This window comes from Streptomyces sp. NPDC013157 (assembly GCF_042899865.1).
Taxonomy (GTDB): domain Bacteria; phylum Actinomycetota; class Actinomycetes; order Streptomycetales; family Streptomycetaceae; genus Streptomyces.
The window spans coordinates 374,479-398,642 of sequence record NZ_JBIBAK010000004.1 but is presented as its reverse complement, the minus strand read 5'-3'; the positions used below and the strand labels follow the sequence as shown (position 1 = coordinate 398,642).

General features: G+C 72.4%; 21 protein-coding genes and 1 tRNA gene. 10 read left to right on the top strand and 12 right to left on the bottom strand.

Annotated elements, in window-relative coordinates; genetic code table 11:
* Positions 1 to 54 precede the first annotated feature (54 nt).
* Positions 55 to 129: transfer RNA gene (locus tag ACFY6U_RS15100), tRNA-Leu, on the top strand.
* A gap of 76 nt (positions 130 to 205) precedes the next feature.
* Here ACFY6U_RS15100 and pyk read toward each other — a convergent pair.
* Entirely contained in the window at positions 206 to 1,642 is a 1,437-nt protein-coding gene (pyk, locus tag ACFY6U_RS15095; protein WP_390038221.1) for a pyruvate kinase, read from the bottom strand.
* Positions 1,643 to 1,885: 243 nt separating this feature from the next.
* Between pyk and ACFY6U_RS15090 the strand changes: the two genes are divergently transcribed.
* Complete coding sequence (locus tag ACFY6U_RS15090; RefSeq protein WP_390038219.1) at positions 1,886 to 3,682, top strand: bifunctional metallophosphatase/5'-nucleotidase; 1,797 nt, start codon at positions 1,886 to 1,888, stop codon at positions 3,680 to 3,682.
* Positions 3,683 to 3,741: 59 nt separating this feature from the next.
* Here ACFY6U_RS15090 and ACFY6U_RS15085 read toward each other — a convergent pair whose 3' ends face one another.
* Both ACFY6U_RS15085 and ACFY6U_RS15080 read right to left on the bottom strand, forming a co-directional pair.
* The gene (locus ACFY6U_RS15085) at positions 3,742 to 5,157 is read right to left on the bottom strand and encodes a lysine N(6)-hydroxylase/L-ornithine N(5)-oxygenase family protein (RefSeq protein ID WP_390038217.1); all 1,416 of its coding nucleotides are present in this window, start codon (positions 5,155 to 5,157) and stop codon (positions 3,742 to 3,744) included.
* Positions 5,154 to 6,512, bottom strand: a complete 1,359-nt coding sequence (locus tag ACFY6U_RS15080) for a pyridoxal phosphate-dependent decarboxylase family protein (protein ID WP_390038215.1) — start codon at positions 6,510 to 6,512, stop codon at positions 5,154 to 5,156. Before ACFY6U_RS15080 ends, ACFY6U_RS15085 begins: the two co-directional genes overlap by 4 nt.
* A 218-nt stretch (positions 6,513 to 6,730) precedes the next feature.
* Between ACFY6U_RS15080 and ACFY6U_RS15075 the strand changes: the two genes are divergently transcribed.
* On the top strand, positions 6,731 to 7,279 hold the full coding sequence (locus ACFY6U_RS15075) for a GNAT family N-acetyltransferase (RefSeq protein ID WP_351489401.1): 549 nt from the start codon (positions 6,731 to 6,733) through the stop codon (positions 7,277 to 7,279).
* A gap of 26 nt (positions 7,280 to 7,305) precedes the next feature.
* On the opposite strand, the gene ACFY6U_RS15070 is transcribed toward ACFY6U_RS15075, so the two are convergent.
* From ACFY6U_RS15070 to ACFY6U_RS15055, 4 genes are all read right to left on the bottom strand, one after another.
* Complete coding sequence (locus ACFY6U_RS15070) at positions 7,306 to 8,136, bottom strand: NAD(P)H-binding protein (protein WP_390038213.1); 831 nt, start codon at positions 8,134 to 8,136, stop codon at positions 7,306 to 7,308.
* 113 nt (positions 8,137 to 8,249) lie between these two features.
* Positions 8,250 to 10,733 (bottom strand): aminopeptidase N, encoded by a 2,484-nt coding sequence (gene pepN / locus ACFY6U_RS15065; protein ID WP_390038211.1) that lies wholly within the window; start codon positions 10,731 to 10,733, stop codon positions 8,250 to 8,252.
* A gap of 237 nt (positions 10,734 to 10,970) precedes the next feature.
* Positions 10,971 to 11,321, bottom strand: a complete 351-nt coding sequence (locus ACFY6U_RS15060; protein ID WP_351489409.1) for a chorismate mutase — start codon at positions 11,319 to 11,321, stop codon at positions 10,971 to 10,973.
* A gap of 35 nt (positions 11,322 to 11,356) precedes the next feature.
* Entirely contained in the window at positions 11,357 to 12,238 is an 882-nt protein-coding gene (locus ACFY6U_RS15055) for a helix-turn-helix domain-containing protein (protein WP_390038658.1), read from the bottom strand.
* A 122-nt stretch (positions 12,239 to 12,360) separates the two neighbouring features.
* Here ACFY6U_RS15055 and ACFY6U_RS15050 point away from each other — a divergent pair, with 122 nt between their 5' ends.
* Positions 12,361 to 14,112, top strand: coding sequence for a beta-galactosidase family protein (locus tag ACFY6U_RS15050; protein ID WP_390038209.1), 1,752 nt, complete (start codon positions 12,361 to 12,363; stop codon positions 14,110 to 14,112).
* Between the two features lie 157 nt (positions 14,113 to 14,269).
* A complete protein-coding gene (locus ACFY6U_RS15045; protein WP_390038207.1) occupies positions 14,270 to 15,160 on the top strand; it encodes a hypothetical protein in 891 nt (296 codons plus the stop codon).
* Positions 15,161 to 15,176: 16 nt separating this feature from the next.
* Here ACFY6U_RS15045 and ACFY6U_RS15040 read toward each other — a convergent pair whose 3' ends face one another.
* The gene (locus tag ACFY6U_RS15040) at positions 15,177 to 16,082 is read right to left on the bottom strand and encodes an SDR family oxidoreductase (protein ID WP_390038205.1); all 906 of its coding nucleotides are present in this window, start codon (positions 16,080 to 16,082) and stop codon (positions 15,177 to 15,179) included.
* Between the two features lies 1 nt (position 16,083).
* Positions 16,084 to 16,842 (bottom strand): SDR family oxidoreductase, encoded by a 759-nt coding sequence (locus ACFY6U_RS15035; protein WP_390038203.1) that lies wholly within the window; start codon positions 16,840 to 16,842, stop codon positions 16,084 to 16,086.
* Between the two features lie 101 nt (positions 16,843 to 16,943).
* Between ACFY6U_RS15035 and ACFY6U_RS15030 the strand changes: the two genes are divergently transcribed.
* From ACFY6U_RS15030 to ACFY6U_RS15015, 4 genes are read left to right on the top strand one after another with little or no spacing between them, the layout of a single operon-like run.
* Positions 16,944 to 17,696, top strand: a complete 753-nt coding sequence (locus tag ACFY6U_RS15030) for an enoyl-CoA hydratase family protein (RefSeq protein WP_390038201.1) — start codon at positions 16,944 to 16,946, stop codon at positions 17,694 to 17,696.
* Positions 17,689 to 18,555, top strand: coding sequence for a CoA transferase subunit A (locus tag ACFY6U_RS15025; protein WP_390038199.1), 867 nt, complete (start codon positions 17,689 to 17,691; stop codon positions 18,553 to 18,555). Before ACFY6U_RS15030 ends, ACFY6U_RS15025 begins: the two co-directional genes overlap by 8 nt.
* Positions 18,552 to 19,298 (top strand): CoA-transferase subunit beta, encoded by a 747-nt coding sequence (locus tag ACFY6U_RS15020; protein ID WP_390038197.1) that lies wholly within the window; start codon positions 18,552 to 18,554, stop codon positions 19,296 to 19,298. The genes ACFY6U_RS15025 and ACFY6U_RS15020 overlap by 4 nt, the downstream gene beginning before the upstream one ends.
* A complete protein-coding gene (locus ACFY6U_RS15015) occupies positions 19,298 to 20,347 on the top strand; it encodes an NAD(P)H-dependent flavin oxidoreductase (RefSeq protein WP_390038195.1) in 1,050 nt (349 codons plus the stop codon). The genes ACFY6U_RS15020 and ACFY6U_RS15015 overlap by 1 nt, the downstream gene beginning before the upstream one ends.
* A 4-nt stretch (positions 20,348 to 20,351) precedes the next feature.
* Here the strand turns inward: ACFY6U_RS15015 and ACFY6U_RS15010 are convergent, their stop codons facing one another.
* The 3 genes from ACFY6U_RS15010 to ACFY6U_RS15000 are packed head-to-tail and all read right to left on the bottom strand — an operon-like array spanning position 20,352 to position 22,971.
* Positions 20,352 to 21,509, bottom strand: a complete 1,158-nt coding sequence (locus tag ACFY6U_RS15010) for an acetyl-CoA C-acetyltransferase (RefSeq protein WP_390038193.1) — start codon at positions 21,507 to 21,509, stop codon at positions 20,352 to 20,354.
* A 46-nt stretch (positions 21,510 to 21,555) separates the two neighbouring features.
* Positions 21,556 to 22,167, bottom strand: a complete 612-nt coding sequence (locus tag ACFY6U_RS15005; protein WP_390038191.1) for a TetR/AcrR family transcriptional regulator — start codon at positions 22,165 to 22,167, stop codon at positions 21,556 to 21,558.
* A gap of 15 nt (positions 22,168 to 22,182) precedes the next feature.
* Complete coding sequence (locus tag ACFY6U_RS15000; protein WP_390038189.1) at positions 22,183 to 22,971, bottom strand: SDR family oxidoreductase; 789 nt, start codon at positions 22,969 to 22,971, stop codon at positions 22,183 to 22,185.
* A 53-nt stretch (positions 22,972 to 23,024) separates the two neighbouring features.
* On the opposite strand from ACFY6U_RS15000, the gene ACFY6U_RS14995 reads away from it, so the two are divergent.
* Positions 23,025 to 24,164 (top strand): acyl-CoA dehydrogenase family protein, encoded by a 1,140-nt coding sequence (locus tag ACFY6U_RS14995; protein WP_390038656.1) that lies wholly within the window; start codon positions 23,025 to 23,027, stop codon positions 24,162 to 24,164.

Below are 24,164 nucleotides of genomic sequence, written 5' to 3'. Positions count from 1 at the left end.
TAGCTACGGTATGGTGGACGCGCGGAGGGTCGGGGTTCACCTTGGATTCTTCGAGCCCCGGTAGCCCAATTGGCAGCAGGCAACGGATTCAAAACCCGTACAGTGTCGGTTCGAGTCCGACCCGGGGCACTTTTCCTTGGATTCCAAGGTCGCGTAATTGTGTGGCTGAAGGGCCTCTCCGCCGGCCGGAGGGGCCCTTCGCACGTTACTTGGGGCTGTCGTCCTCACCGATGTGGTGAACCCGGACCATGTTGGTGGAGCCGGAGACACCGGGCGGGGAACCCGCCGTGATGACCACGATGTCGCCCTGCTCGCAGCGGCCGTACTTCAGCAGAAGTTCGTCGACCTGGTCGACCATCTTGTCCGTCGAGTCGACGTGCGGGCCGAGGAAGGTCTCGACGCCCCAGGTGAGGTTGAGCTGGGAACGGGTGGCCGGATCCGGGGTGAAGGCAAGCAGCGGGATCGGCGAGCGGTAGCGGGAGAGCCGGCGGACGGTGTCTCCCGACTGGGTGAACGCGACCAGGAACTTCGCGCCCAGGAAGTCGCCCATCTCGGCGGCGGCCCGGGCGACCGCGCCGCCCTGGGTGCGGGGCTTGTTGCTCTCGGTCAGCGGCGGCAGGCCCTTGGCGAGGATGTCCTCCTCGGCCGCCTCGACGATCTTCGCCATGGTGCGGACGGTCTCGATCGGGTACTTGCCGACGCTGGTCTCGCCGGAGAGCATCACCGCGTCCGTGCCGTCGATGACGGCGTTGGCGACGTCGGAGGCCTCGGCGCGGGTGGGGCGCGAGTTCTCGATCATCGAGTCGAGCATCTGGGTGGCGACGATGACCGGCTTGGCGTTGCGCTTGGCCAGCTTGACGGCGCGCTTCTGGACGATCGGCACCTGCTCCAGCGGCATCTCCACGCCCAGGTCGCCGCGAGCGACCATGATGCCGTCGAAGGCGGCCACGATGGAGTCGATGTTCTCGACGGCCTGCGGCTTCTCGACCTTGGCGATCACGGGGAGACGGCGGCCCTCCTCGTCCATGATGCGGTGGACGTCCTCGATGTCCCGGCCGCTGCGGACGAAGGACAGGGCGATCACGTCGAAGCCGGTGCGCAGCGCCCACCGCAGGTCGGCCTCGTCCTTGCCGGACAGGGCGGGCACGGAGACGGCGACGCCGGGGAGGTTGAGGCCCTTGTGGTCGGAGACCATGCCGCCCTCGACCACCGTGGTGTGCACCCGGGGCCCGTCGACGCGGGTGACCTCCAGGCAGACCTTGCCGTCGTCGACGAGGACGCGCTCACCGGGGGTGACGTCACCCGCCAGACCCGTGTACGTCGTCCCGCACTGGTGCCGGTCGCCCTCGGCGCCCTCCTCCACCGTGATGACGAAGGTGTCACCGCGTTCGAGGAGTACGGGGCCTTCGGTGAAGCGGCCGAGCCGGATCTTCGGGCCTTGAAGGTCGGCGAGCATCCCGACGCTGCGACCGGTCTCGTCGGAGGCCTTGCGCACCCGCTGGTAGCGCTCCTCGTGCTCGGCGTAGCTGCCGTGGCTGAGGTTGAATCGGGCGACGTCCATTCCGGCCTCGACCAGGGCCTTGATCTGGTCGTACGAGTCGGTGGCGGGCCCCAGAGTACAAACGATCTTTGCTCGGCGCATGGTTCGAGCCTAGGCCTTACCGGCGGGTAGAGAATCGGTCGCACATGACGACCCAACAACCTTTGCGTGAAGGCCTATTGACAAGTGTTGAATGTGCGGCGCCCCGCTCCTATGAGCATCTCGCACTTGTTGAATACGGCGTGTTCAGGTCATCAGATCGAAACCTCCCAGGCCTGTTGCCGAGCGACATGCCCAGGACAGAATCTACGCGCGTCGTTGACCGAATCGCGAGGAGACCAAAAGATGCCCTTGAACCGTCGGAAGTTCCTGGAGAAGTCCGCCGCGACCGGAGCGGGCGTGGCGATCGCCGGCGCGGCGGCGGCCCCGGCACAGGCGTCGGTACGGCCGGCCCGGCACCCCCGGCGGTACTCCCTCACCGTCATGGGCACCACCGACCTGCACGGGCACGTCTTCAACTGGGACTACTTCAAGGACGCGGACTACTCCGACAAGGCCGGCAACGCGATGGGCCTGGCGCGCATCTCGACCCTGGTCGACCAGGTGCGCAAGGCGAAGGGCCGCCACAACACCCTGCTCCTGGACGCCGGTGACACCATCCAGGGCACCCCGCTGACGTACTACTACGCGAAGGTCGACCCGATCACCGCCAAGGGCGGCCCGGTGCACCCGATGGCGCAGGCCATGAACGCGATCGGGTACGACGCGGCGGCGCTCGGCAACCACGAGTTCAACTACGGCATCGAGACGCTCCGCAGGTTCGAGGACCAGCTGCACTTCCCGCTGCTCGGTGCCAACGCGGTCGACGCGAAGACCCTGAAGCCCGCCTTCCCGCCGTACTTCATCAAGAAGTTCCACGTCCCGGGCGCCCCGCCGGTCAAGGTCGCCGTCCTCGGCCTGACCAACCCGGGCATCGCGATCTGGGACAAGGCCTTCGTCCAGGGCAGGCTGGCCTTCCCCGGTCTGGAGGAGCAGGCCGCGAAGTGGGTGCCGAAGCTGAAGGCGCTGGGCGCGGACGTGGTCGTGGTCTCGGCCCACTCGGGTTCCTCGGGCACGTCCTCCTACGGGGACCAGGTGCCGTACGTCGAGAACGCCGCCGCCAACGTCGCCAGGCAGGTGCCCGGCATCGACGCCATCCTGGTCGGCCACGCGCACGTGGAGATCCCCGAGCTGAAGGTCGTCAACGAGGCCACCGGCAAGACCGTCGTCCTCTCCGAGCCGCTGTGCTACGCCGAGCGCCTCTCCCTCTTCGACATCGAGCTGGTGTTCGGCAAGGGTGGGTGGGAGGTGGAGTCGGTCGCGTCCTCGCTGCTGAACTCCAACACGGTCGCCGACGACCCGAAGATCACCCGGCTCCTGGAGGACGAGCACGCCAAGGTCGTGGCGTACGTCAACCAGGTGGTCGGCACCGCGACGGAGACCCTCACCACGGTCGAGGCCCGTTACCGGGACGCCCCGATCATCGACCTGATCACCAAGGTCCAGGAGGACGTGGTCAAGGCGGCCCTGGCGGGCACGGAGTACGCGTCGCTGCCGGTGCTCGCGCAGGCCTCGCCGTTCTCGCGGACGTCCGAGATCCCGGCCGGCAACGTGACCATCCGGGACCTGTCGAGCCTGTACGTGTACGACAACACGCTGGTCGCCAAGGTGATGACGGGCGCGCAGATCCGCGCGTACCTGGAGTACTCGGCGGAGTACTACGTCCGGACGGCGGCGGACGCGGCGGTCGACGTGGAGAAGCTGACCAACGCGAACGGCCGTCCGGACTACAACTACGACTACGTCTCGGGCCTGCGGTACGACATCGACGTCGCGCAGGCGGCCGGTTCGCGGATCAAGAACCTGACCTACGACGGCGCCGCCCTCGACGACGCCGCGCAGTTCGTGCTCGCGGTGAACAACTACCGCGCCAACGGCGGCGGCGCGTTCCCCCACGTCGCCTCGGCCAAGGAGCTGTGGTCGGAGTCGACGGAGATCCGCACCCGGATCGCGGAGTGGGTGACCGCCAAGGGCGTCCTGGACCCGAAGGACTTCGCGTCGGCGGACTGGAAGCTGACCCGCGACGGCACGCCGGTGTTCTGAGCGGGCCCGAAGGGCGCCGGTCCCCGGACCGGCGCTCCCGGGATCGGCCGGCGAAGCGCTCAGTCGACCAGCGGAGTGAGCTGCCTCGGCTGCTGCTGCGCCGGGACCCGCTCCTCCGGCCGCTCCAGGCCGAAGCTGGTGAAGGCCGTGCGCGCGGGCAGCGGGTAGGGGTCCTTGCCCGTGAGGGTGTTGAGGATGGTGGCGCTGCGCCAGGCGGCCAGGCCCAGGTCCGGGGTGCCGACGCCGTGGGTGTGGAGTTCGGCGTTCTGGACGTACGCCGCTCCGGTCACCGACGGGTCGAGGACCAGCCGGAACCGCTCGTCCACCCGCGGGCGTTCGCTGTTGTCCCGGCGCAGGTAGGGGTCGAGCCCGGCGAGCAGACGGCCGAGGGGGCGCTCGCGGTAGCCGGTGGCCAGCACGACGGCGTCGGTGGTGAGCCGGGAGCGGCTGCCCTGCTGGACGTGTTCGAGGTGGAGCTCGACCTTGGTGGTGGCGACGCGTCCGGCCGTGCGGACCTGGACACCGGGGGTCAGGACGGCTTCGGGCCAGCCGCCGTGCAGCGTGCGGCGGTACAGCTCGTCGTGGATGGCGGCGATGGTCTCGGCGTCGATGCCCTTGTGCAGCTGCCACTGGGCGGAGACGAGCCGGTCCCGGACGGGTTCCGTGAGGGCGTGGAAGTAGCGGGTGTAGTCGGGGGTGAAGTGCTCCAGGCCGAGCTTGGAGTACTCCATGGGCGCGAAGGCCTCGCCGCGCCCGATCCAGTGCAGCTTCTCGCGGCCTGCGGGCCTGTTGCGCAGCAGGTCGAGGAAGACCTCGGCGCCGGACTGCCCGGAGCCCACGACGGTGACGTGCTCGGCGGCGAGGAAGGCCTCGCGGTGGTCGAGGTAGTCGGCCGCGTGGATGACCGGGACGCCCGGGGACTCCACGAGGGGCCTGAGCGGATCGGGCACGTAGGGGACGGTCCCGACCCCGAGCACGACGTTCCTCGTGTACGTACGGCCGAGCGACTCGGCCTCGCCCTCGGCGTCGAGCCGGGTGAAGTCGACCTCGAACAGGTCGCGTTCGGAGTTCCAGCGGACGGCGTCGACCTGGTGGGAGAAGCACAGTCCGGGCAGGCTCTCGGCGACCCAGCGGCAGTAGGCGTCGTACTCGGCGCGCCGGATGTGGAAGCGCTCGGCGAAGTAGAAGGGGAAGAGCCGGTCGCGGGCCTTGAGGTAGTTGAGGAACGACCAGGGGTTCGCGGGGTCGGCGAGGGTCACCAGGTCGGCGAGGAACGGCACCTGGATGGTGGCGCCGTCGATCAGCAGCCCGGCGTGCCAGTCGAAGCCCGGACGCTGCTCGTAGAAGACGGCGTCGAGTTCGGCGAGCGGGTGGGCAAGTGCGGCGAGGGAGAGGTTGAACGGTCCGATGCCGACGCCGACCAGGTCGCGGGGTGCTTCGGGCTCGTGGCGTGGGGGGATGGGCGTCGAACTCATTGCAGCGTGGTTCCTTCCACGAGTTTCAGGAGGAGGGCCAGTTCGTCCGGCCGGGTGAGGGGGTTGAGCAGGGTGGCCTTGAGCCAGAGCCGGCCGTCGAGCCGGGCCCGGCCGAGTACCGCCCGGCCGTCGTGCAGCAGCCTGCGCCGTACGTCGGCGACGTCGTCGTCGGTGGCTCCGGTGGGGCGGAACAGCACCGTGCTGATGTCCGGCCGGTCGTAGAGCTCGAAGGCGGGGTGCTCGCGGACCAGGGCGGCGAACTCCCGCGCGCGTGCGCACACCTGGTCGACCAGCGCGCCGAGTCCGGTGCGGCCCAGGGTCTTGAGGGTGACCGCGATCTTGAGGACGTCGGGGCGCCGGGTGGTGCGCAGGGAGCGGCCGAGCAGGTCGGGGTAGCCGGCCTCGGTGTCGTCGCCGGCGTTGAGGTAGTCGGCGTGGTGGTGGAGGACGCCGAGCTCGCCCGGCCGGGCGACGGCGAGGAGGCCGGCGGCGACCGGCTGCCAGCCGAGTTTGTGCAGGTCGAGGGTGACGGTGTGGGCGCGTTCCAGACCGGCGAGCTTCTCCCGGTGCCGGTCGCTGAAGGCGAGGCCGCCTCCGTAGGCGGCGTCGACGTGCAGCCGGGCGCCGTGGGCGGCGCAGAGCCCGGCGATCTCGGGGAGCGGGTCGATGAGCCCGGCGTCGGTGGTGCCGGCGGTGGCGGCGACCAGCAGCGGCCGGGGCAGGTGGGTGAGGGCGGCGTGCAGGGCGGCCGGGTCGAGGGTGCCGTTCGGGGCGGGGACCACGACGGGGTCGGGCAGGCCGAGCAACCAGGCGGCGCGGGGCAGCGAGTGGTGGGCGTTGTCCCCGCAGACCAGCCGGAGGCCGCTCCCGAGGGCTTCGCGGGCCAGGAGCAGCGCGAGCTGGTTGGACTCGGTGCCGCCGGTGGTGACCACCGCGTCGGAGAGGCCGATGGTATGGGCCAGGGTGCGGGTGACCAGGGCTTCCAGGGCGGCGGCTGCCGGGGCCTGGTCCCAGGAGTCCAGGGACGGGTTGAGGGCGCTCGCGGCGAGGTCGGCGGCGGTGGCGACGGCCAGCGGCGGGCAGTGCAGATGCGCCGCGCACAGCGGGTCGGCGGGGTCGGCGGCGCCCTCGGCGAGGGCGGCCACCAGGGTGCGCAGGGCGTCGGGGTCGCCGTCGTCCGGGAGGACGTCCCCCACCGCCTCCGCGACCCGCTCGGCCACCGCCTCCGGTCCGCCCGCGGGCAGCGGTCCGCCGCGCGCCCGGCCGCCCTCGCGCAGCGCGTCGAGCACGGTGTCCAGCAGAGGCCGCAGGGCGTCGGGGCCCTGGGGTCCGGATGCGAGAGGCGGCGTGCTCATGGGATCTCCTCGGGGCGCCGGCCGAAAGGGGTTGTCCGCGGGGGGAGTTCCAGCTTGTACGGGATTGGGTCTGCGCGCCCCCAAAGCTCAACGATCGAAACCCGAAAGTGGGTACTGCCGTGCGGGGAAAACCTGTCGGGGCGGTGCGCCCGGGGCGCGTCGGAGCAAGCGGTGAAAGGGCGTTGAGACCGTGGCTGACCGGGGTTAACGTCGGTCGCGTGGTTGACGCGTGGATGATCGACGTGCCCGGTGAGCGGGTGCTGGTGCGGGAGCCGCGGCCCGCGGACGAGGCGCCGCTGCTGGACCTCTTCGCGGCCTGCGAGGACTGGTTCGTGGCGGCGACCGGGCTGCCGTCGGGGCCGGGCGACGTGCAGAGCCTGTTCTACGGGCTGCCCGAGGGCGCCGAACCCGACGACAAGGTGCTGCTGGTGCTGGAGCGGGACGGGGTCGTCTCGGGCCTGGTGGACGCGGTACGGAACCATCCGGCGCCCGGCGCGGTCGCGGTGGGGCTGTTCCTGCTGGCGCCCTGGGCACGGGGCCGGGGCCTCGGGCGGGCGCTGGCCGAGTCGCTGCTCGCGCATGCCGACGGGGTGTCCCTGGTGACGGCGTCGGTGCCGCCGGGCTGGCGCTCCGGGGAGTGCTTCCTGGAGCGCCTGGGCTTCACGCTGGGCGCGGAGACGTCCCGGACGGCGGAGGTGGGGAACCGGCGGGCGGGGCCGCGGGAGGGCGGGGTGCGCCGGGCGGAACTGCGGCTGTCCGCGGGCTGACGGGGCCGGTCGGGGAGGCAGGGACTTCACGGGCGGAAGTCGGCCGCGTGGTCGGCGGCCCACTGCCCGAAGGTGCGGGCCGGGCGGCCGGTGATCTCCTCGACCGTGCCGGTGATCTCCGGCGGCACGCCGACGGTGGCAGCGAAGGTCTTCAGCAGGCCCTGGAGGAACTCCGGCGGGGTCCCCGGGAACAGCGGGGCAGCCTCCTGAGGCGGCACCTCCACGAAGGTCAGCTCGCGGCCGACGGCCCGCCCGATCGCGGCGATCTGGTCGGTGTTGGTGGTGGCGGCGGGGCCGGTGAGGCGGTGCGCGGCGCCCTCGTGGCCGTCGTCGAGGAGGGCGCGTTCGGCGACCGCGGCGATGTCGTCCTCGTGGATGGGTGCGGTGAGCATGCCGGCGAAGACGCCGTGCACGGTGTCGCCTGCGCGGATCTGGGGCGCCCACTGGAGGGCGTTGGTGGCGAACGCGTTGGGGCGCAGGAACGTCCAGGCGAGCCCGCTGTCGCGGATCTGCCGCTCGGCGGTGGCGTGCATGACGTGGATGGGGTGGGTCTCGTCGGCGCCCTCCCGGATGATCCCGGAGGAGAGCAGGACGACCTGGCGCACCCCGGCCGTGCGAGCGGCGGCGAGGAGTTCGGGCAGCCGCCCGCCGGCTCCCTGGACATACAGGAAGAGCTTGGTCGCCCCCGCGAGCAGCGGGGCCGGGTCGTCCGCCCGGAACCGCACCACCTCGGCCTTGTCGGGCAGGCCGGCCGTCTCCGGGGCGCGGGTGAGGGCTCGCACGGGCTGTCCGTCGGCGACGAGGCGTGTAACGAGGGCGCGGCCGACGTTGCCGGTGGCACCGGTGACTACGATCACGGGTCTCTCCCAGGGTCTCAGATGCTTCTCCGGCACCGAGCCTAGGAGCGGCGGCCGGTCCCCGCATCGTGATTACGGACCGGCCGTGCCCGTGTCGTAGTGCGTCCGCGGCCCTATGCCTCGCGGACCCGCAACGCCCTTTCCAGGTCGTCCAGTTCGTCGACCAGGCGGCGACGCAGGGCCGTCACCGGCTCGGCGTCGGCCAGGCAGGCCCGGCCGAGGGCGAGGTTCTCGGCGTCGACGGCGTGCGCGGGGAAGGCCTGCCGGCCGGTGACCGTGGCGATGCGGGGGCCGCGCCGGGCGGCGACGGCGACCGCGTCCTGGTAGTAGCGCGGCACGTAGTCGCGGACCAGGTCGGCCTGTTCGGGGTGCCAGAAGCCCTCGGCGGTGGCCGTGAACAGGTAGTTGGACAGCTCGTCGTCGGTGAACATCGCCTCCCAGGCCGTGCGCTTGGCCTCGGGGTCGGGCAGCGCGGCCCGGCAGCGCGCGGCGCCCTCCTGGCCGCTGGCGCTGGGGTCGCGGGCCAGTTCGGCGGCGATCCGGTCCTCGTCGACGGCGCCGAGGACGGCGAGCCGGGTCATGATGCGCCAGCGCAGCTCGGGGTCGAGCTCGGGTCCGCCGGGCACGGTGCCCTCGGCGAGCCAGGCGGCGATGGTGTCGGGGTGGGCGGCGGCGGCGATGAAGTGCCGTACGGCGATCAGGCGCAGCCCGGGGTTGTCGCCGTCCTCGGTGCGCCGGATGAAGTCGCGGCACAGGGCGGAGACGGTGGCGAGGGCGGCGGGGCGGTCCTCCGGCCTGAGGTACCGGTCGACGACGTGGACGGCGGTGAAGGCCAGGACGCCCTGGACGAGGGCGAGGTCGGTCTCGTGCGGGAGATGGGCGCGGGCGGTCTCCAGGTAGGCGGCGGGCGGCAGCTCGCCGTCGCGGACCGCGTCCCGCAGGGCGTTCCAGACCACCGCGCGGGTCAGCGGGTCGGGCACGCCCGACAGGTGGGCGCGGACGGTGGCGGCGGACTCGGCGTCGAAGCGGACCTTGGCGTAGGTCAGGTCGCCGTCGTTGAGCACGAGCAGGGCGGGGCGCTTGCCGAGGACCTGCGGGGCGGCCTGCGGGATGTCGAGGTCGATGCGCTCGCGAAGGGTGAGCCGGCCCTCGTCGGCGAGGTCCTGGTCGTAGACGCCGACGCAGATGCGGTGCGGGCGGCTGCCGGTGCGCTCGACGGTGAGGGTGTGGGTGCCGTCGGCCGCGGTGGCCAGGACCGGGGTGAGGGTGTCGACGCCGGTGGTGCGCAGCCAGGTGTCGGCCCAGGCGTGCACGTCGCGTTCGGTGGCGGCGGCGAGGGAGTCGATGAAGTCGGCGAGGGTGGCGTTGCCGAACCGGTGCCGCTGGAAGTGGATGTTGATGCCGGCGAGGAAGTCCTTCTCGCCCATCCAGGCGACCAGCTGGCGCAGCGCGGAGGCGCCCTTGGCGTAGGAGATGCCGTCGAAGTTGAGCAGGGCGGCGGCGGTGTCGTCGACGGCCTCGGGGGCGACCGGGTGGGTGGAGGGGCGCTGGTCGGCGTCGTAGCCCCAGGCCTTGCGGGCCACCCCGAAGTCGACCCAGGTGTCGGTGTAGCGGGTGGCCTCGGTGAGGGTCTGGTAGCCCATGTACTCGGCGAAGGACTCGTTCAGCCAGATGTCGTCCCACCACCTGAGGGTGACGAGGTCGCCGAACCACATGTGGGCCATCTCGTGGGCGATGACCATGGCGCGGGTCTGCCGCTCGGTGTCGGTGACGGCGGAGCGGTAGACGAACTCGTCGCGGAAGGTGACCAGGCCCGGGTTCTCCATGGCGCCGGCGTTGAACTCGGGGACGAACGCCTGGTCGTAGGAGTCGAAGGGGTAGGGCTCCTCGAACTTCTCGTGGTAGCGGTCGTAGCACGCGCGCGTGATGTCGAGGATCTCCTCGGCGTCGGCGTCGAGGTGCGGGGCCAGCGAGCGGCGGCAGTGGATGCCGAAGGGCAGTCCGCGGTGCTCGGTGCGCACCGAGTGCCAGGGGCCGGCGGCGACGGCGACCAGGTAGGTGGAGATCAGCGGGGTGGCGGCGGCCTGCCAGCGGCCCTCGCCGAGGTGCTCGGTGACGCCGTTGGCGAGCACCGTCCAGCCCTCGGGGGCGGTCACGGAGAGCTCGAAGACGGCCTTCAGGTCGGGCTGGTCGAAGGCGGCGAAGACGCGCTGCACATCGTCCATGAACAGCTGGGTGTACACGTACGTCTGGTCGTCCGTGGGGTCCGTGAAGCGGTGCATGCCCTCGCCGGTGCGCGAGTAGCGCATGGTGGCCTCGACGCGCAGCTCGTGCTCCCCGGCGGTGAGGTCCTTCAGGGGCAGCCGGTCCTGGTCCAGCGTCTCGGGGTCGAGGGGCTGTCCGTCGAGGGTGACGGCGCGCAGGGTGGCGGGCTTCATCTCGACGAAGGTGTCGCCGTCGGACCGGGCCGTGAACCGGATCACGGTTCGGGAGTCGAAGGTCTCGTCCCCGGTGGTCAGGTCGAGGTCGATCGTGTAGCGGTGGACGTCGAGGAGCTCGGCGCGGCTCTGCGCTTCGTCGCGAGTCAGTACGGACATGCGGGCCATGCTGCCTGATGACAACGACAACGCACAGGGGCGGGAGCGGTACGCGGCATATGTCCGGCCCGGGGTCGTGAGGTGGCGCGAGACGGCGCTGATGGGCACCCCCTCTGCGCCTGGAGCGCCTGTTCGAGCGCCGCGTCACCGCGCGGGGGTCGCCCTGCGGTGATCGTCACCGCACGGGGTCCCCCTGTGGTGCCGGACGCTCATCGAGGCGTACTGCGGTCGGCCGGATCAGTGCCCGTCCGTCTCCCGGCCGTTCACGGTGTCCTCGGCGATGGACTCGTGGTGCCTGATCACCTCGGCGATGATGAAGTTCAGGAACTTCTCGGCGAAGGCGGGGTCGAGCTTGGCGTTCTCGGCGAGGGCGCGCAGCCGGGCGATCTGCCGGGCCTCGCGGGCCGGGTCGGCCGGGGGCAGCCGGTGGACCGCCTTGAGGTGGCCGACCTGCTGGGTGGCCTTGAAGCGCTCGGCGAGCATGTGGACGACGGCCGCGTCGATGTTGTCGATGCTGTCGCGCAGCCGGCCGAGTTCCTCGCGGACGGCGGGGTCGACGTCACCGGTACCGGTGTTGCTGGTGGTCATGGGCGTCAACCCTAAGGGGGGCGACGGGGTGATCCCTAAGGGCCGTCGGCGGGTTCGGCCACCGGCGGACCCGGTTCGCCGTCCTCCTGGAGGCCCTCGTTCCAGTCGTCGGGCACGACCCGGCTCTGCTGGGCGCGAAAGCGCACCGGGGCCGTGCCGACCCGGCGGGTGAACAGGCGGGAGAAGTAGGCCGGATCGTCGTAGCCGACGCGGCGGGCGACGGCGGCGACGGACAGTTCGGTGGTGGCGAGAAGTTCCTGGGCGCGGCCGAGGCGGATGCCGATCAGGTAGTCCTTGGGGCTGCACCCGGCGACCCGGCGGACGGCGGTGCGCAGCTCGGCCGGGGTCATGCCGTGCCGGGCCGCGTGGTCGGCGACGGTCATCCCGGTGCAGGCGTCCCGGGCGAGCGCGTGCAGCATCGGGTCGCCGTCGGGGGCGAGGTCGGCACGCGCGCGTCGCAGGGCGACGAGGAGCTCGTGCACGGCGGCGCCGGTCTCGACCTCCAGGAGGGGGTTGCCACGGCGGGCGGCGCGGGCGATACGGGCGATGACGTCCCGGGGGCCGGTGGCGTCCGCGAGCGGCACCACGGGCCGCTCGGGCTCGATGTAGCCGAGCTCCGTATAGGTCGCGGTGTCGGGTCCGGCGAAGGTCACGAACGCCTCGTCCCAGCCGCTGTCCGGGTCGGGGCCGTAGTGGTGCGGGACGCCGGGCGTGAGCCACACCAGCGCGGGCGCGGTGACGGTGGTACGGCGCCCGTCGGGCATCCGGTACCAGCCCCGGCCCGCGCTGATCACCACGGCGACGTGCCCGTCCAGCACGCGCGGTCCGACGGCGGGCACCGCGCCGTGCTGGAGACCGACACCGAGACAGACCAGGCCGAGCCGGTGGTGGACCGCGCCGGGCGTGAAGAACCGCATCCAGGTGCGGAAGACCGGCGCTCCCTGCGGCACTGCGCGCCCCTTCCGTGCGTCTCTTCCGTCCAAGTGCTGCTGATCTTTGTCCATGGTCTCGGCGCACGCCAGCAGGCCAAGGTGAGCGTATGAGCGACTTCACGGTGGGCGAAACGGATTTCCTGCTGGACGGCCGGCCGGTACGGCTGCTGTCCGGCGCGCTGCACTACTTCCGGGTGCACGAGGAGCAGTGGGGCCACCGGCTGGCGCTGCTGCGCGCCATGGGGCTGAACTGCGTGGAGACGTACGTCCCCTGGAACCTGCACGAGCCGCACCCCGGCGGTTTCCGCGACGTCGAGGCCCTCGGCCGCTTCCTGGACGCGGCGCGGGAGGCGGGCCTGTGGGCGATCGTGCGGCCGGGGCCGTACATCTGCGCGGAGTGGGAGAACGGCGGGCTGCCGCACTGGGTGACGGGCGAGCTGGGAGCGTCGGCACGCACGCGTGACGAGCGGTTCCTCCGGTACACGGACCGCTGGTTCCGCCGGCTGCTGCCCGAGGTCGTGTCCCGGCAGCTGGACCGAGGCGGCCCGGTGATCATGGTGCAGGTCGAGAACGAGTACGGCAGCTACGGCTCCGACACCGCCTACCTGGCCCACCTCACCGACCTGCTGCGCGCCGAGGGTGTGACGGTGCCGCTGGTCACCTCGGACGGCCCCGAGGACCACATGCTCACCGGCGGCTCGGTCCCCGGGCTGCTCGCGACGGTGAACTTCGGCTCGCACGCGCGCGAGGCCTTCGCGACCCTGCGCCGCCACCAGCCGCACGGCCCGCTGATGTGCATGGAGTTCTGGTGCGGCTGGTTCGACCACTGGGGCGGCGAGCACGTCGTCCGGGACGCCGGGGACGCGGCGGCGGCGCTGCGGGAGATCCTGGAGTGCGGGGCCTCGGTCAACGTCTACATGGCGCACGGCGGCACCAACTTCGCCGGCTGGGCGGGCGCCAACCGCCCCGGCGGCGAGCTGCACGAGGGCCCGCTGGAGGCGGACGTGACGTCGTACGACTACGACGCCCCGATCGACGAGTACGGCCGCCCCACGGAGAAGTTCTGGCGCTTCCGCGAGGTCCTCGCCGGGTACCACGACGCCCCGCTGCCGGAACTGCCCCCGACGCCGGCCCCGTTGACGTCACCGACGGACGTGGAGGTGACCGCCTGGTCCCCCCTCACCGGCGTCCTGGAGACCCTCGGCACCCCCGAACGGGTCCACCCGGTCCCGCCCACCTTCGAGGAGCTGGACATCGCCCGGGGCCTGGTCCGCTACGAGGTGGACGTGCCGGGCCCACGGCAGCCGTACCCGCTCACCGGGCGGGGTCTGCGCGACCTCGCGGTCGTGTACGTCGACGGGGAGCGGGCCGGGGTCCTCACCGAGGAGGAACCCCAGCTCAAGAAGCCGGTCTCCGGCCCCGCGCGCGTGGAGCTCTGGGTGGAGTCCCTCGGCCGCGTCAACTACGGCCCGCGCTCGGGCGAGCCGAAGGGCATCACCGGGGGCATCCTGCACGAACGCCAGTTCCTGCACGGGGTACGCGCGCGTGGACTCGACCTGGACGCGTTCGAGGGGGGCGTGGCGGCGGTGCCCTTCGGCCCCCTTCCGGAGGACGGCGCACCGGGCCTCTACCGGGGAACGGTCACGGTCCGCGGCGCCGGGGACGCGCGCGTGGAACTCCCCGGCTGGACGAGAGGCTTCGTCTGGATCAACGGCTTCAACCTTGGCCGGTACTGGTCGGCGGGCCCACAGGAGTCGCTGTACGTCCCCGGCCCGATCCTGAAGGAGGGCGAGAACGAGGTCTGGGTCCTGGAGCTCCAGGGCACTGATCAAGGAACGGCGCGCCTGGCGCCCCTTTAGGGGCGCTGGGGGTACCCCCGGCCGAAGGCTGCAGGAGGAACTGCGCGATCAGCCCCCACTCGCCCGCAGACATCGAACAACCTTCCGCCCCCCGATTTCCCCCATCCCCCGCATACTGTGAAAGACAGCTCCAGCGACGTCTGTGGGGGTAAGGGACGTGGCGAACGGCGGCCCGGTAGAACACGGCTACCCGCACCTGGACACCGTGCGGGCCGCCATCACGGCGTTGTACCGACGGCTGTCGTACGACACTGTCCAGACCTTCGCCACCAGCGTCCTCCCCGCCGACGTCGCGTTCTGCGACACCGACGACCTCCACCTCGGCTCACACCGCGTCGCCCGCGAGCTGGTCCGGCACTTCCGCCTGCCCGACGCCCGCATGATCGTCGGCTTCAAGGACATGACCCACGCGGCGAACGTCGAACTCACCGCGGGCCCCGAGTACTTCATCGAGCTGAACGACCGTTTCCGCACCCACCGCAGGGACATCGGCGCGGCCCTCGCCCACGAGGTGATGCACGTCTACCTGCACCGCCTGGACCTCTCCTTCCCGGGCGTCCGGGAGAACGAGATCCTCACGGACACGGCGACCACCTACCTCGGGGCCGGCTGGCTGCTCCTGGACGCCTACCGGGAGCACGGCGAGGCGTCCCAGAAGCTCGGCTACCTCACCCCGGAGGAGTTCGGCTACGTGCTGGCCAAGCGCGCCCTCGTCTTCCACGAGGACCCGTCGGTGTGGTTCACCAGCCCGCAGGCCTACACGGCCTACCAGAAGGGCATGGCCCGGGCCCGCCAGGACGAGGAGCAGCCGCCGCTGAGCGCTGCCGGATGGGCGGGCCGCCGCCGCTACGCCCGGGACCGCCGCCACGCCCCCGGCGCGCCGCCTCCGCAGCCCGGTGCCTCCTACGCCTTCACCCCCGACAGCGGCGGCCGGCTGCGGGTCTCGTTCCCGTGCCCGACCTGCCACCAGCGGATCAGGGTGCCGGTACGGGGCCGGGTCCGGGCGCGGTGCTCACTGTGCCGGACGGTACTGGAGTGCGACACCTAGACCCGGCGCCCCGGTCTCACGCCCCGTACACCGCCCCGGGCGCCTCCGCCTCGGCCAGCAGTTTCAGCGCCGTCTCCCCCGCCTCCGCCGGGGTCCACCGGGCCCCCTTGTCGGCGGTCGGACCAGGGCGCCACCCCTCCATGACGGTGATCCGGCCGCCCTCCGTCTCGAACACCCGCCCGGTGACTCCGGTGCTCGCGGCGGAGCCCAGCCAGACCACGAGCGGGGAGACGTTCCCGGGGGCCATGGCGTCGAAGCCGGCGCCGGGGGCGGCCATGGTCGCGGCGAAGGCCCGCTCGGTCATCCGGGTGCGGGCGGCCGGGGCGATGGCGTTGACCTGGACGCCGTAGCGGGCAAGTTCGGCAGCCGCGACCAGGGTGAGACCGATGATGCCGGCCTTGGCGGCGCTGTAGTTGCCCTGCCCGACCGAGCCCAGCAGGCCCGCGCCGCTGCTGGTGTTGACGATCCGGGCCACCGGGGTGCGGCCCGCCTTGGCCTCGGCCCGCCAGTGCGCGGCCGCGTGCCGCAGCGGCAGGAAGTGGCCCTTGAGGTGCACCCGCATGACCGCGTCCCAGTCGTCCTCGCCGAGGTTGACGAGCATGCGGTCGCGCAGGAAGCCGGCGTTGTTGACGAGGGTGTCGAGGCGGCCGTACGCGTCCAGGGCCGCCGCCACCAGCGACTCGGCACCGGCGTCCGTCGCGATGTCGCCGCCGTGGGCCACCGCCTCGCCGCCGGCCGCCCGGATCTCGTCCACGACGGCCCCGGCCGGGCTGTCCTTCCCCGGCCCGCCGTCGAGGCCGACGCCGAGGTCGTTGACGACGACCCGGGCGCCCTCGGCGGCGAAGGCGAGCGCGTGGGCCCGGCCGAGCCCGCGCCCGGCGCCGGTGACGACGACGACCCGGCCCGCGCAGATTCCGCTCATCTCAGTCCTCCTTGTCGGACGGCTTGTTGGCAGTTGCGGCATCGAGGAAGGCGGGCCGCTCCCCGCCCCCGTGCACGAGCAGGCTCGCCCCGCTGATGTAGGCGGCCGCGTCGGAGGCGAGGAAGACGGCGGCGGCGCCGACGTCGGAGGGGGCGGCGAGGCGGCCGAGCGGGACGGTGCGGGAGACCGCCTCGATGCCGTCCTGCCCGCCGTAGTGGAGGTCGGCCAGTTCGGTGCGGACCATGCCGACCACGAGGGTGTTGACCCGGACCTCCGGCGCCCACTCCACCGCCATGGACCGGGCGAGGTTCTCCAGCCCCGCCTTGGCCGCGCCGTAGGCGGCGGAGCCCGGCGAGGGGCGGGCGCCGCTGACGCTGCCGATCATCACCACCGCTCCCCGGGCCCGCCGCAGGTGCTCGTACGCGGCGAGGGAGGCGGTCAGCGGGGCGAGGAGGTTCAGCTCGATCACCCGGACGTGCCGCTCGGCGTCCACGTCGGTGAGCCGCCGGTAGGGGGTGCCGCCCGCGTTGTTGACGAGCACGTCCACCCGGGGCAGGGCGTCGAAGAAGGCGCGCACGGCAGGTGGGTCGCGTAGGTCGAGAGGGGTGAACTCGACGCCTTCGACGGGTTGTTCGGGCGGCCGGCGGGCGCAGGCCACGACCTGGGCGCCGGTCTCCGCGAAGGCCCGGGCGATCCCGGCGCCGACCCCCCTGGTACCGCCGGTGACGACGACCGTCCTGCCGCTCGGCGAGTTGTCCACAGGGCCTCCCACTCGTCCGCACCGGCTGCTAGCTTCGAAGCCTCACACCTAACAAATGTTTGGTGGAAAGGCAGCTGACTGCGAAGGTAGCTGATGCGTCCATGGGTGTCTCCACCTCGTCTCCGGAAAAGGGCATCGCGCTCGTCACGGTCGACCACCCGCCGGTGAACGCACTGCCGGTGCGGGGCTGGTTCGCGCTGGCGGACGCGGTGCGCGCGGCCGGCCGCGACCTCGGGACCCGGTGTGTCGTGCTGACCGCGCGGGGCCGGGGCTTCAACGCGGGCGTGGACATCAAGGAGATACAGGCGGACGGGCACGAGGCGCTGCTGGGCGCCAACCGGGGCTGCGCGGAGGCGTTCGCGGCGGTGTACGAGTGCGAGACCCCGGTGGTGGCCGCGGTGCACGGCTTCTGTCTCGGCGGCGGGATAGGGCTGGTGGGCAACGCGGACGCGATCGTGGCGAGCGAGGACGCCGTCTTCGGGCTGCCGGAGCTGGACCGGGGCGCCCTGGGCGCGGCCACCCACCTGGCCCGCCTGGTCCCGCCGCACCTGATGCGGACGCTGTACTACACCTCGCGCACGGCGACCGCGGCCGAACTGCACGCGTACGGCTCGGTGTGGCGGGTCGTGCCCCGCGAGGAGCTCGGCTCCGCGGCACTGGAGCTGGCGCGGGAGATAGCCGCCAAGGACGGCCGGCTGCTGCGCCTGGCCAAGGCCGCCATCAACGGCATCGACCCCGTCGACGTGCGGCGCGCTTACCGCTTCGAACAGGGCTTCACCTTCGAGGCCGCCCTCAGCGGGGTGGCCGACCGGGTACGCGACACCTTCGGGAAGGAGGGTGCGGGGAGTGACTGACAAGACGATGACCGCCGACGAGGCCGTCGCCCGGCTGAGCAGCGGCATGACCCTCGGCATCGGCGGCTGGGGTTCCCGGCGCAAGCCGATGTCGCTGGTCAGAGCAGTGCTCCGGAGCGGCATCGACGATCTGACGCTGGTCTCGTACGGCGGCCCGGACGTCGGGATGCTGGTCGCGGCCGGCCGGGTGCGCAAACTGGTGACGGCCTTCGTGACCCTCGACTCCGTCCCGCTCGAACCGCACTACCGCGCGGCCCGCGAACGCGGGGCTCTGGAACTGACGGAGGTCGACGAGGGCATGTTCATGTGGGGCCTGCACGCGGCCGCGAACCGGCTGCCGTTCCTGCCGGTGCGGGCCGGGATCGGCTCGGACGTCCTGCGGGTCAACCCCGGCTTACGGACCGTCACCTCACCCTACGACGACGGGGAGACGTTCGTGGCGATGCCCGCCCTGCACCTGGACGCGGCGCTGGTCCACGTCAACCGCGCCGACCGGCTGGGCAACGGGCAGTACCTGGGCCCGGACCCGTACTTCGACGACCTGTTCTGCGAGGCGGCGGACGCGGCCTACGTCTCCTGCGAACGGATCGTGGACACGGCCGAGCTGACGAAGGAGGCGGCCCCGCAGTCCCTGCTCGTCAAACGGCTGAACGTGACGGGGGTCGTGGAGGCGCCGGGCGGTGCGCACTTCACGTCCTGCGTGCCCGACTACGGGCGGGACGAGGACTTCCAGCGGCTGTACGCGACGACGTCCTGGGCGGAGTTCTCCGGGCGGTTCCTGGCCGGGGACGAGCAGGCGTACCGGTCGGCGGTGCGGAACTGGCAGGAGGAACAGGAAGGGAAGGAGGGACAGGGATGACGGACACACCGCACACGCAGGTGCTGCGCTCCGAGTACTGCGTCATCGCCTGCGCCGAGGCCTGGCGCGGCTCCGGTGAGATCCTGGCGAGCCCGATGGGCCTGATCCCCTCCCTGGGCGCCCGCCTGGCCCGGCTGACCTTCGCACCGGACCTGCTGCTGACCGACGGCGAGGCCCTGCTGGTCCGCCCGGACGGGACGCCCGAGGGCTGGCTGCCCTACCGGCAGCACCTCGCCCTGGTGTCCGGCGGGCGCCGGCACGTGATGATGGGCGCGAGCCAGCTCGACCGGTACGGCAACCAGAACATCTCCTGCATCGGCGACTGGTCCCGGCCCCGCCGCCAGCTGCTGGGGGTGCGCGGAGCGCCTCTCAACACCCTGAACAACCCGACGAGTTACTGGGTCCCCAAGCACTCCCGGCGGGTGTTCGTGGCGAAGGTCGACATGGTGTGCGGGGTGGGGTACGACCGGGTCGCCGCGCATCCGGGCACGGCACGCTTCCACCGGATCCCGCGGGTCGTCACCGACCTGGGCGTCCTCGACTTCGAGACCCCGGACCGCTCGATGCGGCTGGCCGCGCTGCATCCGGGGGTGAGCGTCGACCGGGTGCGGGAGGCGACGGACTTCGAGCTGGCCGTCCCGGACGAGGTGCCATACACCCGGGAACCGGGCGCGGAGGAACTGCGGTTGATCCGCGAGGTGCTGGATCCGGCCGGCGCGCGGACGAAGGAGGTCGCCGGCTGATGGAGACGGCACTGACCCGGCTGGCCGGGATCCGGCATCCGATCGTGCAGACGGGGATGGGCTGGGTGGCCGGCCCCCGTCTGGTCTCGGCGACGGCCGATGCCGGGGCCCTCGGCATCCTGGCCTCCGCCACCATGACCCTCGACCAGCTGCGGGCCGCGATCGCCGAGGTGCGGTGCCGTACGGACGCCCCGTTCGGGGTGAACCTGCGGGCGGACGCGGCCGACGCCGGCGACCGGGTCCGGGTGATCATCGACGGGGGTGTGCGGGTGGCGTCCTTCGCGCTCGCTCCCTCCCCCGAGCTGATAGCCGAGCTGAAGGAGGCGGGCGTGGTGGTGATCCCGTCCGTGGGGGCGCGGCGGCACGCCCAGAAGGTGGCGGCGTGGGGCGCGGACGCGGTGATCGTGCAGGGCGGCGAGGGCGGCGGGCACACCGGCGAGGTGGCGACGAGCGTGCTGCTGCCGCAGGTGGTGGACGCGGTGCGGATACCGGTGGTGGCCGCCGGGGGGTTCTTCGACGGCCGTGGGCTGGTGGCGGCACTGGCGTACGGCGCGGCGGGGGTCGCGATGGGCACCCGGTTCCTGCTCACCTCGGACTCGCCGGTCCCGGACGCGGTGAAGGCGAGGTATCTGGCGGCGACGGTCAGGGACGTCACGGTGACCAGGGCGGTGGACGGACTGCCGCACCGGATGCTGCGGACCGATCTGGTGACCGCGCTGGAGCGCTCGGGCCGGGCCCGCGGTCTGCTGCACGCGATACGGCGTGCGGCGGGGTTCCGGAAGCTGTCCGGGCTCACCTGGCGGCAGATGGTGCGGGACGGCCTGGCCCTGCGGCACGGCAAGGAGCTGTCCTGGAGTCAGGTGCTGCTGGCCGCGAACACGCCGATGCTGCTCAGGTCGGCGATGGTGGACGGCCGTACGGATCTCGGGGTGATGGCGTCCGGGCAGGTCGCCGGGGTGATCGACGACCTGCCGTCGTGCGCGGAGCTGGTGGGACGGATCATGGAGGAGGCGGAGGAGACACGCGAACGGCTCATGGCCCTCAAGTGAGGGCTCACAGCCTCTCGATGATCGTCACGTTCGCCTGCCCTCCGCCCTCGCACATGGTTTGCAGGCCGTACCGGCCGCCGGTGCGCTCCAGTTCGTGCAGGAGGGTTGTCATCAGCTTGACGCCGGTGGCGCCGAGCGGGTGGCCGAGGGCTATCGCGCCGCCGTTGACGTTGACCCTGGCGGGGTCGGCGCCGGTCTCCTTGAGCCAGGCGAGGACGACCGGGGCGAAGGCCTCGTTGATCTCGACGAGGTCGATCGCGTCGATGGTGAGCCCGGTCTTCTTGAGGGCGTGGGCGGTGGCCGGGATCGGCGCGGAGAGCATCCGGATGGGGTCCTCGCCGCGGACGGAGAGGTGGTGGACGCGGGCCCGCGGGCGCAACCCGTGTTCGCGGACGGCGCGTTCGGAGGCGAGGAGCAGGGCGGCGGCGCCGTCGGAGACCTGGGAGGAGCAGGCGGCGGTGATGGTGCCACCGTCGACGACCGGCTTCAGGGCGGCCATCTTCTCCAGGGAGGTGTCGCGGCGCGGCCCCTCGTCCACCGCGACCGGGCCGTAGGGCACGACCTCCCGCTCGAAGCGGCCCTCGTCGATGGCGCGCAGTGCCCTCCGGTGGGAGTTCAGGGCGAACTCCTCCTGGTCCCGGCGGCTGATGCCCCACTTGGCGGCGATCATCTCGGCACCGGCGAACTGGTTGACGGGCTGCCTGCCGTACCGGGCCCGCCAGCCCTCGCTGCCCAGGAAGGGGCCCTCGGTCAGTCCGAGCGGCTCGGCGGCCTGGCGGGAGGCGAAGGCGATGGGGATCTGGGACATGTTCTGGACTCCGCCGGCGACCACCAGGTCCTGGGTGCCGGAGAGCACGGCCTGCGCGGCGAAGTGCACGGCCTGCTGAGAGGAGCCGCACTGGCGGTCGACGGTGACGCCCGGCACCTCCTCGGGCAGCCCGGCCGCCAGCCAGCAGGTCCGGGCGATGTCACCGGCCTGCGGCCCCACCGCGTCGAGGCAGCCGAAGACGACGTCCTCGACGGCGGCCGGGTCCACGCCCGACCGCGCCACCAGGGCGGTCAGCACGTGGGCGCCCAGATCGGCCGGGTGGACCCCGCTCAGTCCGCCCTTGCGCCGCCCGACCGGCGTGCGCACCGCTTCCACGATGTAGGCCTCGGCCATCTCAGCAACTCCCTCGGCAGAAAGGGGCTTTCAACGAATGGGTGGGCTACTCACGGACGGCGATCCCGTCCAGCACCATCGACAGGTACTGCCGGGCGATCTCCTCCGGGCTGTGCTGTCCGCCGGGCCGGTACCAGGAGGCGGCGACCCACACGGTGTCGCGCACGAACCGGTAGGTGAGGCGGACGTCGAGGTCGGCGCGGAAGACGCGCGCGGCGACCCCGCGCTCCAGCGTCGACAGCCATGCCTTCTCGAAGTTGCGCTGCGACTCGGCGAGGAAGCCGAACCGCTCCTGCGCGACCAGCTGCTTGCTCTCCTTCTGGTAGATGGCGACGGCGGCGCGGTGCCGGTCGATCTCCCGGAAGGACTCGGTGACCAGGGCTTCGAGGGTCTCGCGGGGACCGAGCCCGGCCTCCAGGACGGTGTCGTAGCCGTCCCAGAGCTCGTCGAGGAAGGTCCGCAGGATCTCCTCCAGCATCGATTCCTTGGAGTCGAAGTGGTAGTAGAGGCTGCCGGCGAGCATGCCCGCGTGGTCCGCGATCTTGCGCACGGTGGTGGCGTTGTAGCCCTGCTCGGCGAAGACCTCGGCGGCGGTCTCGAGGAGTTCGCGGCGCCGGGCGGGGGCCGCGGTCACCTGGGGCTTCTTCTTGGTCGGCACGGGTACATTCTCGTCCTACGGGTGCTGGCTGCTGACGGAGACGACCTCTCCGGTGAGGTACGAGGAGTAGCCGGACGCCAGGAAGACGATCGCGTTGGCCACCTCCCACGGCTCGGCGTACCGCCCGAAGGCCTCGCGGGCGGTGAGCTCCTCCAGCAGCTCGGCCGAGGTCACCTTGACCAGGTGCGGATGCATGGCGAGGCTCGGTGCCACCGCGTTGACCCGCACGCCGTACGGGGCCGCCTCGATCGCCGCGCACCGGGTCAGCGCCATCACCCCGGCCTTGGCGGCGGCGTAGTGGGCCTGGCCGGCCTGGGCCCGCCAGCCGACGACGGAGGAGTTGTTGACGATCACCCCGCCCTGCCCGCTCTCGCGGAAGAGCCGCAAGGCGGCGCGCGAGCACCGGAAGGTGCCGTTCAGGGTGACGTCCAGGACCCGGGTCCACTGGTCGTCCGTCATGTCGACGAGGGCCGATGTCCCGCCCAGCCCCGCGTTGTTGACGACGATGTCCAGCCGTCCGTGCTCCCGTGCGGCGGTGTCGAAGAGGCCACGGACCTGGGCCTCGTCGGTCACGTCGCACGGGAAGGCGGTCACGGCGCCCGGATGCTCGGCGGCCAGCTCGGCCGCGTACTCCTTCAGGCGCCGCGTGTGGGCGTCGCTGATCAGCACGCGGGCGCCCTCCTCCAGGAAGCGGCGCGCGGTGGCGCCGCCGATGCCCGCCCCGGCCGCGGCCGTGACGACGGCGGTACGTCCTTCGAGCAGCCCGTGCCCGGGTACGTACTCCGGACTCTCGACGCCTGTCATGGGCCCACGCTAACCTACCAAACACTTGTTAGGGAAGGATGGTGACGGCGACCGTGGACCTGACCCACAGCCCGGCGGACGAGGAGTTCCGCGCCGAGGCCCGCGCCTGGCTCCGGGCCCATGTGCCGCACGGCCCACTCCCCTCCCTGGAGACGGCGGAGGGGTTCGCGGCGCACCGCGCCTGGGAGGCCGAACTGGCCGCGGACCGCTGGTCGGTGGTGTCCTGGCCGGAGCGGTACGGCGGCCGGGACGCGGGACTGATGCGCTGGCTGGTCTTCGAGGAGGAGTACTGGGCGGCGGGCGCGCCGGGCCGGGTCGGCCAGAACGGCATCAGCCTGCTCGCACCGACCCTGTTCGACCACGGGACCGAGGAGCAGCGGGCGCGGGTGCTGCCGTCGATGGCGACCGGCGAGGTGGTCTGGGCGCAGGCGTGGTCCGAGCCCGGAGCCGGTTCCGACCTGGCCTCGCTCACGTCCAAGGCCGTGCGGACGGACGGCGGCTGGCTGCTCACCGGCCAGAAGACGTGGTCGTCACGGGCGGCCTTCGCCGACCGCGCGTTCGGCCTCTTCCGCAGTGAGCCGCATACGCCCAAACCGCACCAGGGGCTCACCTACCTGATGTTCGACCTGCGCGCGCCGGGGGTGACCGTGCGCCCCATCGGCCGTCTCGACGGGAAGCCCGCGTTCGCGGAGCTCTTCCTGGACGAGGTGTTCGTGGCCGACGAGGACGTGATCGGAGAGCCGGGCCAGGGCTGGCGGATCGCGATGTCGACGGCGGGGAACGAACGCGGGCTGACGCTGAGGTCGCCAGGGCGGTTCCTGGCCGCCGCCGACCGGTTGCGGGACCTCTGGCAGGCGCGGGGCGCACCGGAGTCGGCCGCGGCCCGGGTGGCCGACGCCGTCGCCGGCGCCCGCGCGTACCAGCTCTTCACCTACGCGGCCGCCGCCCGCTTTTTGGACGGCGAGGCGCTCGGCCCGGAGTCCAGCCTGAACAAGGTGTTCTGGTCGGAGCTGGACCTGGCACTGCACGAGACCGCGCTCGACCTGCTGGGCGCGGAGGGCGAGCTGGCCGACACGCCGTGGTCGGAGGGTTACGTCTTCTCCCTGGCCGGCCCGATCTACGCGGGCACCAACGAGATCCAGCGCGACATCATCGCCGAGCGGCTGCTCGGCCTGCCGAAGGGACGCCGTTGA